The sequence below is a fragment of the Pseudoalteromonas sp. P1-7a genome (assembly GCF_001401855.1).
In the GTDB taxonomy this organism is placed as follows: Bacteria; Pseudomonadota; Gammaproteobacteria; order Enterobacterales; family Alteromonadaceae; genus Pseudoalteromonas.
Genome location: NZ_LKDU01000019.1, coordinates 1 through 13744 on the forward strand (window position 1 = coordinate 1; position 13744 = coordinate 13744).

Consider the following 13744-nt stretch of genomic DNA (forward strand, 5'->3'; position numbering starts at 1 on the left):
TTAATTTGCTGCTCGGGCTGTGCGACTAATTCTTCGTATTTTACTAATTTTATATTGTTGTGCAGGGCGCTAAAGTGCTGCATGAGTTTGTAAAAACGGCTATAAAACTTGGCTGTGTCGAGCAAGTCTAAGGAGTAAGCATAATACGGGTTATTTATTGTAAATAACTGGCGGTAGTTACCAATGCAGGTGTCCATTGGGTCGCGCAGCATACAAATAATTTTAGCGTTTGGTAGGGCTTTAGTTATTAAATCGATATAAAAAAAGTTAAACGGGAGTTTATCTATAAAGTGTTTATGGCTGCCAGTGGTTACGCGTGTTGCGTTTAAATAGGTTGTCCCAAGCTGATTAAAATCAAGCTCATACGCTTTAGTGAGTGTTTGAGTATCGAGTACATGGGGTGTTTGAGTTTGGCTGAGCTTTTTAACGCTTAGGCCAAAGTCTTGTAATTCACCGGCTGATTGTACGTCGCTGTGGCTCGATAAAATACGCTCAACCAATGTAGTGCCAGAGCGGGGCATACCTAATACAAAAATAGGCTCTGGTGTTGGGTTACCCTGTGTGAGCGCGTGTTTATGCTGCTCGCTTAAATGTTTAATGTGTTCAAATAATGCGGCTGATCTTTTATGATCAAACGGCTGCGTAGCGCGTTTAGCCGTTTTACCTTGCTCTAGGCTGTTAAACGCATTATCAAACTCACCTATGTCTTGGTACTCTTTTGCAAGTGCGTGGCCAATGTGTAATTTTGCATCGGGATGAGTGATTTGCTCAGCTACGGTTTTTAAGCGCGCTATATGATTAGATTGCGCAGTGGCTTTGGTTAAGTCACTTAATGCAAAATGGCTTTGGTGATGCAGCGGGTTTAGAGTAATGGCGCTTTCAAATGCATTTTTGGCTTGGTCAAATTGGCCTAAAAATTTAGCGCTCACTCCTAAATTATAATAAAACTGAGGTTGTGGTTTATTTGCATGGTTAGCCAGTTCAATTGCGCAGTTAAAGTAATTTAGGGCCTCTTTGTGTAGGCCTGCTTGTGTAAGTGCAACACCTAGGGTGTCGGCATCAAGCGGCTTTTTTATTTGCTCAACGGGTATGGCTAAAGCGGTGTTTTTGGCTTTAGTTAGCTCGCCTGTAATTGCGTAACACTTTGCAAGTTGGGCGCTGTATTCAATACTTTTACCAAAGCTAAGGGCTTTTTCTATAAGCTTTATGGCTTTGTGTATTTGCCCTACGCGTAAATTAACCATGGCCAGTAAAAAGTAGCCATCGGCAAAGTCGCTTTTTTGCGTTACTAATTCAACTAACGCTTTATGAGCAAGCTCAATATTGCCTTGGTTTAAATGTTTAATTGCACTTTGATGAAGATGTTTTAAATTTGGCTGCATTGTTTAATTTTTATTATTTAGTTACGCGTTTATAAAGAAAAAAGGCTCAAATAAATTTGAGCCTTACAACATTGTTTAAAAGTGACTATAAATTATATTTCAAATTTGTAGTTAAATTTAACGCCTACCGTAAGCGGGCGGTTAACATAGTGGCCGTAGTTACGCTGTATGTCAGCACCGTTTGCAGTTGTTATGTCTGCATCTGAGCGACGAACCGATGTAAATGCATATTTATTAAATAGATTATCAACATAAAGAGTTGTTGACCACTCATCGGCTGTTAACTTAGCAGAAATATTACTTAAGCTATAACCTGGTAGTGTTTCACCGCTGTCATGCAAACCTACTTTTGAAAGTACATCGCTTTGCGCGGTTAAACCGTAGTTAATATCAAGGGTTTTGTCGCTAAATACATCTGTTTGGTAGTTTACACCCATTGAGAACTGATGCTCTGGCGAGCCCGGTAAACGGTCGCCGTCTTCTGCGCCATCTGTGCCATCGGCGTTAAATAAAAATGGTGCATCTGAGGTTAGCTCTGCTTTTGTATATGCATAAGTTGCGTACACGGTAAACGAGTCAGATAAAATGGCACGGGTAGATAGCTCAACCCCTTTTGCGTTTGCACTGCCTGCGTTTGAAAGATAAGTTAATTGGCCTACATCAGTAGCGCCCGTAATTTGTGCATCATCCCAATCTACGTTAAATAACGCGGCGTTAAAGTGTAGCTGGCTTTTAAGCCAGGTGCTTTTAAAGCCTAACTCGTAGTTTGTTGTAGTGTCGGCTTCAAATAATAATTCGTCAGGTTTACCACAGCCTGTTTGTTGATCTTCAGGGATTGGATCTGGGCAAGACACTAAACCGTTTGAGCCGCCAATTCTAAAGCCTTCACTCACTGTTACATAAGCCATTACTGAATCAGTAAATTGATATTTAGCATTAAATTTAAATAAGTTACCGTTATCGCCGGCTTTGTCTTTTTCGTAAGCAACGGTGATTGCATCAGGGTCTGCATCGCCATAAAGAGTATTTGCAAGCGGGAAGTCAAAAGCCGCTTGCGACTCTACATCGTATTCGTAAAAACGTGCACCGATAGTAATATCTAACTTTTCGGTAACTTGATAGCCAACTTCACCAAATAGTGCGGACTCAGTAACTTCACTTTTTGTAAGCTCTAAGTATTCTAATGAGTCAGGTCTTAGCTGCGCGCCGCCAAAGTTATCGATAGCGAATTGGTCAAACCCAGGTGTAAACTCTCTGCTTGATGCTTCTGTTTCGGTTTTGTTGTAAAACGCGCCTACAATCCAATTTAGGTCGCTGTCGCTTTGCGATACTAAACGCAGCTCTTGCGTAAAGGTATCTTCTTCATCAACCTCTCGGGTAAATGCTGAGAATGAAGGGAACTCTTCATAACCGTAATCAAGGCGAATAAGTAAATCGGTTTGGTCGCGTTGGCCGTCGGCATCAAAGCTCGAAATACCGGTTGCCGATACAAGCTCTGCAAAACCTAAGTCGGCTTTTAGCTCGAGGCTTAGTAGTTGATCTTCTTTTTCGCGCGGCTCTTCATAACGATAAGCCGACTCGTACTTACCTACAATATCGCTTAAACCGTTATCATCGTTTAGGCTGTTGTAATGAACAATTGAACGGCCTTCGCTGTCTTGGTTTTGATAAAAGTAATTAAGCGTTCCTTCAAATGTTTCGCTTGGTTTGAAGCGTACCGAAATGCGCCCAGTCGTGGTGGTTTCGCCGTTAGCATCTTCAACATTTTTAATATTGTTGTTTACTTCGTCGGCGTTGCTCCAATCAGGGTCCGGTAGCGATACACCTGGTTCGCGCACTGTATAAGCATAATCAATAAAGCCTGGGTCTTCGTATACGTTTAAGCTTGCACGTACAGCTAATTTATCTTCAATAATTGGCAGGTTAACAATAAAGCCACCTTCGCCGCCTAATGAGTCACTTTCTTGGGTTTGAAATAGGTCACCAAATACTTCTACTGAGGTAAAATCAAGCTCTGGCTCTTTAAGCATGTAGCGAATTGCACCGCCGAGTGTTCCAGCGCCATATAATGTGCCTTGTGGCCCAATAAGTACTTCTACGCGTTCTATGTCGACTAAACGCATATCTACTGACACTGGAATTTCGTTAACGTATGTGGCTACGGTACCACCATCTGATGAGGGACCTGACGAGTTTGTATTTAAACCACGTACAATAATAGGCGAGCCTGAGCGACCACCTTGATCGGTAATTGTTAAACCAGGCACCCAACGCGCTACATCGGCTAGTTCGCCAATGTTTTGATCTTTCATTACATCGGCATCAAGTGCGGTAATGTTTAGCGGTGCATTTTGTACAGAGCCGCTGCGTCTGGTTGCTGTAACTTCGATTACTTCGAGCGATTTGTTTTGAGCGGTAACTTCTTCTTGCGCCACTGCAGAATTAGAAAATATAAATGCGCCAGATACAGCGCTCGAAATAGCCAAGGCTAGTAAGCTTGGTTTAAACATAAAAAGTGATCCCCAGATTTAAAATTTAACACCAGTTAATGTAGGTTAATTAGTTTATCAGGGAGTTAAAGTGGTGGGAATGCTAAAATGAATTTTAATTCACTTTTTTAGAATAAATATAGGTTAGCTTTAGCGGGAGATAATATAAATATGTATAACATCCAAACAATTGGCTAATTAAGGTACAAGCGAGCATGTTTTACTCGTTGAGTAAATGTAAATAGCAGCTCGCATTGGTTTATTACCTAAATGTGTTAATACAGTTAAAAAACCTATAAGGCCCTGTTGAATATTTTACTAAACAGCATTTATTCACGTTTTAGCACTATAAAAGTGAAGTTTGATCCCCATTAACCCTTCATACCGTAAGCTATAGCATTTCGTACTAAAGTACGCGTATTAAGGAATATTTATGAGTCAATTATTCTCACCTTTAAAGCTCGGTGAACTCACTCTAGACAACCGTATTATTATTGCGCCTATGTGCCAGTACTCAGCACACAATGGAGCTGCCAGTGATTGGCACACCATCCATCTCGGGCAATTGAGCTTAAGTGGTGCAGGGTTATTAATATTAGAGGCCACCGCGGTAAACCCAGAGGGGCGCATTAGTTACGGCGATCTAGGGCTTTGGAACAGCGAAACTCAGCAAGCATTAGATAAAAGTTTAAAAGCGGTTAGACAATATAGCCCTATGCCTATTGGTATTCAGCTTGCGCATGCTGGGCGTAAAGCATCTACAGAAAAACCATGGGATGGTGGTGGCGCATTAAACCCAACGGATGAAAACGGCTGGCAAACGCTCGCGCCTTCAGCAGTTGCGTATGACGATAATAGCCCAGTCCCCAAAGCCATGAGCCAATCCGACATAGACTCATTAATTAACGACTTTGTTAGCGCGGCTAAACGTGCTGATGAGCTGGGCATTAATTTAATTGAGCTACATGCTGCACATGGTTATTTGTTACACCAGTTTTTATCACCTTTAAGTAACAAGCGCGATGATGAATATGGCGGTAGTTTGCAAAACCGTATGCGTATTGTGCTAGACGTATTTAATGCTGTGCGCGCAGAGTTTAACAGTAGCAAACCCGTGGGTATTCGTATTTCAGCGACTGATTGGGTTGAAGGTGGTTGGGATTTAGATCAATCAATAGCGCTTGCCAAGGCACTTGATGAGCTTGGCTGCGATTTTATGCACGTAAGTACAGCAGGGCTAAGCCCAAAACAGCAAATACCAGTAAAACCTAACTTTCAGGTGCCATTTGCAACGGCTATTAAAAAGGCCGTAAGCATGCCTGTTATAGCCGTTGGTTTAATTACCGAGCCACAACAAGCCGAAAATATTGTTAGCGAGCAGCAAGCAGACGGTGTGGCCCTTGCCCGTGGTATTTTATATAACCCGCATTGGCCTTGGCATGCCGCAGCCGAGCTTGGCGCAACTGTTAAAGCACCAAAGCAGTATTTGCGCTCTAGTCCGCATGGGCAGCCTTCACCTATTAAGTAACTTATATTTTTACATTTACCATGGCTACCCGCTGCATTTATTTGCAGTGGGTTTTATTTTTATAAATTAGAGTGTTTCATGAACCAAACTGCTGCACACCCTGTGCAAATAAGTAATACCTTAGTGAGCATTATTGCGTTGTGCTGTGGCCTTATTGTGGCAAATATTTATTATGCCCAGCCAATCATTGAGTTATTAGCGCCCGATGTTGGCTTAAGTGCACATAGCGCAAGTTTTATTGTGTCGCTTACTCAAATTGGTTATGCGTTAGGACTGTTTTTTTTAGTGCCATTGGCTGATTTAGTCGAAAACAAACGCTTAATGCTAATTACTTTAGCGATAACATTTTTAAGTTTAATAGGCGCAGGTTTGGCGCAAAGCCCGGGAGTAATGTTAGTTTTATGCTTACTCGTTGGGGCAAGCTCTGTATCGGTGCAGGTATTAATACCGCTTGCTGCGCATTTATCGTCAGATGAAAAACGCGGGCAAGTACTGGGTAATATAATGGCGGGGCTGTTATTGGGTATTTTATTAGCGAGGCCAGTTTCAAGCTTAATAGCCGATCACTTTGGTTGGCGAGCTGTATTTTACTTTGCCGCAGGTTGTATGGCATTTATAGCCAGTGTTATCTATTTTGCGATACCGAGCAGGCAACCAACACAAAATACAACGTACTTTAAGTTATTAAAATCGCTTAAGCAGCTAATAATACAGCAGCCAGTGCTGCGTCAACGGGCGCTGTATCAAGCGCTTATGTTTGCCTCTTTTAGCTTATTTTGGACCAGTGTACCGGTTGTATTAGCCAGAGAGTATGGTTTATCGCAAACACACATCGCGCTCTTTGCGCTTGTTGGGGCCGCAGGCGCTATTGCGGCCCCCATTGTTGGGCGTTTAGCCGACAAAGGCTATACACATCAGTTATCGTTATTGGCAAAAGTGATTGCCGCAGCGTGCTTTTTACCCAGTATATTTGAGCTACCACAAGGCGTGATTATTTTAGCGCTTACGGGTATGTTTATTGATTTTGCTGTGCAGGCAAATATGGTGCTGGGTCAGCGAGTGGTATATTCATTAGAGCCACAAAGCCGTGCTCGCTTAAACGCCATTTACATGACCAGTATTTTTGTAGGTGGGGCGCTTGGCTCGTTAATGGCAAGCCCATTATACGAAGCTGGTGGCTGGCAAAGCGTGGCGTTAGTAGCAGCGGGTATGCCAGTTATATCACTAATCGGCTATTTAATAACAAGTAGAAAGTAGCGCGGTATAAATCATAAAAGGGTTTATTATTTAAAAGGCCAGCGCAGTTATGTGCCGGCCTTTTTACAGAAGCGATTATTGTTTTTTAACACTCGAAAATGAGCTACCCACCGAGGCTATAATCACCAATAAAATAGCCAACCATTGCCACAGGGTTAATAACTCGCCAAGTATAATAAACCCAGCAAGAGCAGCAAATGCAGGCTCTAAACTTAGCATAATACTAAACCCTTGAGCGGGCATATTGCGCAGGGCAACCATTTCAAGCGTATAGGGCAGCGCGCTTGATAAAATAGCAATGCCAATGCCCAGCGGTATTACACTCCATGTAAACGCACTGCTTTGTAATATGCCGCCATAAGGTACAAGTACAATGGCTGCAACAGTCATACCCAAAGCAACCGTTGCGCCGCCCGAGCTTTGCGTGCCTGTTTTTTTACCAAATAAAATATAGGCTGCCCAACAGGCACCAGCACCTAGCGCAAGTACTACGCCTATTGGGTCTAGGCTCTCTTGGCTGCTCATATCCGGTAGTAATAGTAAAATACCCGCAATGGCACATGCTACCCAAAACAAGTCGCGCTTTGCGCGTGAGCTAAATAACGCCACAGCGAGTGGGCCGGTAAATTCAAGCGCAACACCTATTCCTAAAGGGATACGCTCTATGGCGTAATAAAATAAAATGTTCATTCCGCCTAAGCTTAAACCGTATATTACAATTGAAAGTCGATTACCTTTAGCCGGCAGCTTTTTCCATGGTTTAAATATTAAACACAGAATAAGTGCAGAAAAGCCAAGCCTAAGCGCGGTGGTGCCTTCAGGGCCTATAATCGGAAATAGCTGCTTAGCAAACGAAGCGCCAGATTGAATTGTGATCATGGCTAAAATTACGCACACAAGCGCGAGCAAAAAGTTTTTAGTGGATGATTGCATTGTTTTCCTTGGTAACAATCGTCTAGTTTTGCGCAGTGTATCTGTTTTTTATTAGCTAAGTAATAGCTTATATGGCGTACAAATTAAATTTGGGAGGGAGTAACTAATATGTGCGATGAATTAGCGTAACTACTGATAAATAACCAAAAGCAAAGGCTGGGTGCCCTTAAAATAAAAAAGCCAGCGAATAGAACACTGGCTTAAAAACGTTTAGGCTGTTTTAGTGTGTTTTGCTGGCACTTTTAACTAGGCCATCTAAAGAATAAAGGCCACGTTTTTCATCGTTTTTACGTTTGATCTCTTCAAGCGCACGTGCTTCAACAGCATCAAATAATGCATTAATTAAACGGTTAAAGTGTTTATGCATTGCCGTTCGTGCGGCGCTTGCATCGTGGGTTTGCAGCGCATTATAAATAGCGGTGTGCTCATCCATTACGCAATCGTTATTGTTTTTACACACACTGCCGTAATCAGCCACAATTTGTGAATTGTTTAAACGTAAATCCCATAAATTTGCCACCGCATACTCAAGGGCTTTGTTACGTGTAGCTCGCGCTATTATTTCGTGAAACTCTCGGTCTGCTTGTTCTACATATAAGCCTTTTTCCATGGCTATTAGCGTTTGCTTTAATTGAGCTAGTTCTTCATCGGTGATTGATTGAGCGGCAAGTGCGGCTATTTCACCTTCAATGAGTGCGCGGGCTTGGGTTAGTTCAAACGCGCTGATCTCTTTAGTTTTTACAGATGTTTCTTGTTGTTCTATTACATAGACGCCAGAGCCGGTTTTAACCTCTACGCGGCCTCGTACTTCTAATGCAATAATAGCTTCACGAATTGTTGGGCGGCTTACGTCAAACATGTCGGCAAGTTCTCGCTCTGGTGGTAAACGACTCCCAGCAGAAAACTCTCCTTGGTTTATCAAAGCTTCAACTTTATCAACAATGCGCCAAAATAAGCGACGGTTTCCCATATTCTACCTTTATTACCTTAAGGAATAGCGGCTAATAGGCCTCAATAGCCTAAACCTACTGTTATTAGCAGAGGTTACCCCAAAATTCACTATTATGTCAAAATTCTAAAGTGTTGTAACGGTCATATAATATTATAAATGAGTGTTAACCTGTTTATGTTACCAATTTAGTATAAATTTTAATAATTGGCTAGCTTGATTGGTCATGTTTTTATGTGGTAAGTTAGCTTTACTCTTTTAGTAAAGAGAAGTTAGGGCGTATTAATTATCTGTACTCGATAAAAATAAGTAAGCCGATAATTTTATATTTGCCCTAACCTTGATTGCCCACGGATGGGGGTCAACTTTAGTAAGCTTAAGCGCTTGTGTCATTAGGGTAAACGACCCCAAGCTGTTTTCTTGCGGTATCAAGTACGTTCATTACGTCGCGGGCAAGCTTATGTGTATTAACATCTGACTCTAGCTTTTTAGCGTTGGCGGTTTGTATAAAGTGCGCAACTTCGTACTTCATAAAGTGCTCATCAAACTCATCAGAAATAACTTCAACTTCTCCGCTATTAGAAACAAACTCTATGTGTTTTAACTGCGACACGGCATGTATTCGCAAACGGCCGCGCTCGCCTTGTATTTCGGTAATGTTATCGCCTTGAGAAATTTTTGAATAGCTAATAACGGCTTGTTTATCATCGTAATTTAATAATACGTCGCCTGCGCCATCTACGCCCGTATCTAATAGCACACCACTGGCACTCACGCGCTGTGGGGTGCCCCAAAGCGCGATGAGTAGGTAAAGTGGATACACGCCTAAATCGAGTAAAGCGCCGTTGGCAAATTCGGGTAAAAAGGTATTTGGACGCTCTCCGTTTTTGTATTTATCGTATCGTGATGAGTATTGACTGTATTGCCCAATAAACTTGCGCGGTGTACCAATTTTTTCAAGCGCACTTTTAAGTCGCGCAAAGTTTGGCAAATGCGTGGTCATCATTGCTTCCATATAAAGGAGCTTATTGGCTTTGGCTGCAGTTAAAATAGTGTTTAGCTCTTGGCTATTTGCAGCTGAAGGTTTTTCGCCTAGCACATGTTTGCCTGCCTCTAGGCACATTACTGCATATTGCTTGTGTAGGCTGTTTGGCGCTGCAATGTAAACCGCATCAACATTAGGGTCTTGGCATACCTGCTCAACAGAGGTGAAAATTTTTACATCGGTATTGGGGTGATTAGATAAAAAGGCTTCGCCGCTTGATTGCTTGCGAGAGCACACACCGTATAAATTAAATACAGGTAACGTATTAGCTGCGTTTAATAAGGTATCACTAATAAAATTTGTACCGACAATGACAAAGTTCATGCCTGCTCCTTAGCTTAAATAATAAGAGCTGTTACTTTAACATTTTTTAGCCCTGTATGCTTTAGGGCGTGTTGACCTTTGGTGGTTGAATTTACAGCAGTATGTTTGGTTTTTAGGCAAGACAGAGCCTATGTAGTGTGGTTATTCCCCATAAATAGGCGATAACGCAGCATAAAGACCAAACATGCGCTGCCCTATGGGTTCTTTCTAGGGACGATTGACTCTTTGTTGCTCGATTTTTACTTAGCCCACTAGGTTACAAACCTCGCGCCGCGATTAAATCGCCCCTAGATTGAATAAATTTCAATCCACAAAGTTCGACACGCCCTAGGAGAGTCGCCAAACCAGCGTTTAACACTTGCGCATAAGGTTGCTTGTTCTTGGTAGCCTAAAAGCATTGAAATAGTGCTGATAGAATAGTGTTTTTGTAATAAATAATGCGCCGCCAGCGCACGACGTGTGGTGTCTTTGAGCTTTACAAAACTGGTGTTATGTTTTGCCAATTCTCGGTGCAAAGTACGTGGGTGCATGTTAAGAGCCGCGGCGATAGTTTGATTTGAACACTGATAAATAGGCAGCATTGGTCTTATTAATGCGCTTACTTGGGCAGGCAACGAATGGCTATGCGCACCGCGTTTAGCTAAAAAGCTTAACGCGGCATCGGTTTTATTGAGGCTACTGTGGCTAAGTTTAATTGATAAGTCGGCTTTGTTTATTACAATGCCAGCGCTATTCCGGTGCTCTATTACTTTACAGCCAAAATAGGTTTTGTATGCGTGTGTATTAGCAGGTAGCTTTTGCGGTAAAAATACAGTGCAGGGTTTGCACTGATTATTACTTAATTTCTTAATTATGCTCATGGCTAAGCCTAACGTCAGCTCTATCGCTTGGTTTATTTGTGGTAGTGGCTTTAAGTTAAATTCAAATGATAAAAATAAGGTCTCGTCATTATCTAATGCGTGGGTTGTTAAACATAATGCTGGACTGTGTAAGTGTAAATATTTTACAACCCAATCGAGGGCTTCTTTTAAGTCAGTGCCACTTTTAGCGGCTATGGCTATGTGGCCCAAAATATCAAAGTTTTGTTTATTTGCTAATTTAAGTCCAAAGCTTGGGCAGTTAAGTGTGTGGCTGCAGTATTCTAATAAGTTTGCGTAGCTGAGGTAGGGTAAATAAAGGTTTTCGAGGTTGTTAAAGTCGACATTGACCTTACATTTTTCCAGTATGCTTGCTGGCTCTGCACCAAGCTCTTTAATTAACGAATCGATTGAATATAAAGAGGTGGCACGTATTGGGCTGCTCATACACTGGTACTGTAAATTAAGGGGGTGTCTAAAAATATCAAGTTTTGTGGCATTAATCTATGCACTATAGTGTTTTGTGCAGTGTTAATTTAAAGGTGCCTATGGTTAAGCAGACATTCGATTACATTATTATTGGCGCAGGCAGTGCAGGATGCGTGCTGGCTGCACGCCTATCAGAAGATCAGCATATAAGTGTATGTTTAATCGAGTCGGGCGGGAGCGATAAGAGTGCTTTAGTACAAATGCCCGCGGGTATTGCGGCCAGTGTGCCATATGGCATAAATAGTTGGCATTATAATACGGTACCGCAAAAGGCGCTAAATAACCGATGTGGCTTTGTGCCACGGGGTAAAGTACTTGGTGGGTCTAGCTCTACTAATGCCATGGTGTATATACGCGGTAATAAATACGATTACGATAATTGGGCAAAAAATGGTAACCCTGGATGGGACTATAACAGTTTATTACCGTACTTTATAAAAGCCGAAAATAATAAAATATTTAATAACGCGTTACATGGCACGCAAGGGCCATTGCATGTACAAGAGCTAACTGAGCCAAGTGCTGTAAATGACTGCTTTTTAAACGCCTGTGTTGAGCAGGGTATACAGCTAAACGAGGATATTAATGGCGCTGAACAATATGGAGCGCGGCTTTCGCAAGTTACGCAACATAATGGTGAGCGCTGCAGTGCTGCTAAGGCGTACTTAACACCAAACTTAAACAGGCCAAATCTTAGCGTGTATACCCACAGTCACGTTAACAAAATTATAATCAATAACAATATTGCTTGCGGGGTAGAGCTAGAACGCGGCGGTAAAACCACGACGTTGTTGGCAAAAAAAGAAGTGCTTTTAAGTGCTGGGGCGATTAACTCCCCTCAGTTATTAATGCTATCAGGCGTTGGGCCTAAAGCACATTTAGAGGCGCATAACATTGCGCTTAAGCATGCACTGGAAGGCGTTGGGGCTAACTTGCAAGATCACCTAACTGTGGTGCCTTTGTGTAAAACAAATACAGCAAAAGGCACCTTTGGGGTAAGCGTTAAAGGCGCTGCAAGTATTATTAAAGGATGTGCGCAGTGGTTTAATAAACGTAGGGGGGTGTTAACCAGTAATTTTGCTGAGTCGCATGCGTTTATTAATGTGTGGGATAATTCGCCCGCGCCAGATATTCAACTTGAGTTTGTTATTGGGCTGGTGGACGATCATAGCCGCAAGCTTCACCGAGGTCATGGCTATAGTATTCACAGCAGTATTATGCGCCCCAAAAGCCGAGGGACAATAAGGCTTGCCAATAGCAATCCACGCAGTGCGCCACTTATCGACCCTAATTATTTAAGCCACCCAGATGATTTATCGCTTATGCTTGCGGGGCTTAAAAAAGCGTTACACATTTTGCAAAGCAGTGCCTTTGATAAAATTCGGGGCAATATGGTTTACCCGCTTGATGTAAACAACGATGCCCAACTTATAGAGTTTATACGCCAAACGGCCGATACCGAATACCACCCTGTTGGCACTTGTAAAATGGGTAACGACAAAATGGCGGTAGTCAATAGTAAGCTACAAGTTCACGGTATACGCAGCCTAAGGGTTATTGACGCTTCGATTATGCCAACCATAGTAACAGGTAATACAAATGCGCCGGTTATCGCCATTGCTGAAAAGGCCGCTGATTTAATTAAATTGAGCTATAAAACAGGGTTATAAGGTGCGGTTGTAAAAGTCAGTAAGCCACGCCTGCCAGTCATCTTCTAGTTTAAGCATTTGTTGATGCTTTTTAGCGTTAAGGTGTTTGTTTTCATCTTCGGTGGCAATAAAAGGGCCTACCCGACAAAGCGAGCAATAATTTTCATCTAAGTACGCAGGTTTTTTAAGGTGAGTGCTTAGCTCGTTTATGTGTAGCGAGGTTGCTTTAGGCGTAAACACATACGTAATGCCGCTGGTGTCTTTTACGTGCTTATCACGGTCTACATTTCTTATTTTATAGCCATCGAACTGGTTAATATCAAAAGACATTTGGCCCGCGTATTTAGCTTCAAGGCCAATACTTAAGCTGCCTTCAATATTCCACTCGCGGTAGGGCTTTACATCTTTTGAGGTTATGTAGCATAGCATAGGGCCGCTTTTGTCGAGCGCATAATGGTTTGCATATTTAATAAATTGATGAAGCAGGGCACGATTAAGCACGTTCATACTGGTTTTTTGCGTGTTGCTTTCAAATGCTTCGCGCCCTACAAAGGCAGGAATAAGCGGAAACTGAAAAATAACCAGATCAAAGCTGTGTTGGTGGGCCGCTAATTCTTGCCAACATAAAGGGTCAGTTACATCAAAGCTATTAATAACTTTAACATTGCATTTTTTTAAACTACTGAGCGCATTATGTTGGTATTTTTGTTCTATTGTTTCGGCGCTATCATAAGTAGATGCGACTAACTTTGTCGGTTTTATATGGTTAACCACCGCATGTGAGAACGATAGATCGCCATCGCCTACGGTGAGAATTCGCCAATTAGGATTTAAATACATAA

At 42.2% G+C, this 13744-nt stretch carries 10 protein-coding genes; 3 read left to right on the plus strand and 7 right to left on the minus strand.

From position 1 onward, the window contains the following. Nucleotides 1-1382: sulfotransferase (locus AN389_RS12375; RefSeq protein ID WP_055019915.1), on the minus strand; the 1382-nt coding region annotated here is incomplete at its 3' end. A 92-nt stretch (nucleotides 1383-1474) separates the two neighbouring features. Continuing rightward, nucleotides 1475-3892, minus strand: a complete 2418-nt coding sequence (locus AN389_RS12380) for a TonB-dependent receptor (RefSeq protein ID WP_055019916.1) — start codon at nucleotides 3890-3892, stop codon at nucleotides 1475-1477. A gap of 412 nt (nucleotides 3893-4304) precedes the next feature. Between AN389_RS12380 and AN389_RS12385 the strand changes: the two genes are divergently transcribed. Next, nucleotides 4305-5399, plus strand: a complete 1095-nt coding sequence (locus AN389_RS12385) for an NADH:flavin oxidoreductase/NADH oxidase (RefSeq protein WP_055017451.1) — start codon at nucleotides 4305-4307, stop codon at nucleotides 5397-5399. 78 nt (nucleotides 5400-5477) lie between these two features. After that, nucleotides 5478-6656, plus strand: coding sequence for an MFS transporter (locus AN389_RS12390; protein WP_055017452.1), 1179 nt, complete (start codon nucleotides 5478-5480; stop codon nucleotides 6654-6656). Nucleotides 6657-6731: 75 nt separating this feature from the next. Here AN389_RS12390 and AN389_RS12395 read toward each other — a convergent pair whose 3' ends face one another. The 4 genes from AN389_RS12395 to AN389_RS12410 form a co-directional block, all read right to left on the minus strand. After that, the gene (locus tag AN389_RS12395) at nucleotides 6732-7589 is read right to left on the minus strand and encodes a DMT family transporter (protein ID WP_055014469.1); all 858 of its coding nucleotides are present in this window, start codon (nucleotides 7587-7589) and stop codon (nucleotides 6732-6734) included. A 220-nt stretch (nucleotides 7590-7809) separates the two neighbouring features. Continuing rightward, nucleotides 7810-8559, minus strand: coding sequence for a FadR/GntR family transcriptional regulator (locus tag AN389_RS12400; RefSeq protein WP_004587131.1), 750 nt, complete (start codon nucleotides 8557-8559; stop codon nucleotides 7810-7812). Between the two features lie 355 nt (nucleotides 8560-8914). After that, on the minus strand, nucleotides 8915-9907 hold the full coding sequence (locus tag AN389_RS12405; protein ID WP_055019917.1) for a Gfo/Idh/MocA family protein: 993 nt from the start codon (nucleotides 9905-9907) through the stop codon (nucleotides 8915-8917). 287 nt (nucleotides 9908-10194) lie between these two features. Continuing rightward, a complete protein-coding gene (locus AN389_RS12410; RefSeq protein WP_055019918.1) occupies nucleotides 10195-11211 on the minus strand; it encodes an AraC family transcriptional regulator in 1017 nt (338 codons plus the stop codon). A gap of 101 nt (nucleotides 11212-11312) precedes the next feature. Between AN389_RS12410 and AN389_RS12415 the strand changes: the two genes are divergently transcribed. Next, nucleotides 11313-12923 (plus strand): GMC family oxidoreductase, encoded by a 1611-nt coding sequence (locus AN389_RS12415; RefSeq protein ID WP_055019919.1) that lies wholly within the window; start codon nucleotides 11313-11315, stop codon nucleotides 12921-12923. Here AN389_RS12415 and AN389_RS12420 read toward each other — a convergent pair. Further along, the gene (locus AN389_RS12420; protein ID WP_055017455.1) at nucleotides 12918-13742 is read right to left on the minus strand and encodes a class I SAM-dependent methyltransferase; all 825 of its coding nucleotides are present in this window, start codon (nucleotides 13740-13742) and stop codon (nucleotides 12918-12920) included. The genes AN389_RS12415 and AN389_RS12420 overlap by 6 nt on opposite strands. Nucleotides 13743-13744 lie beyond the last annotated feature (2 nt).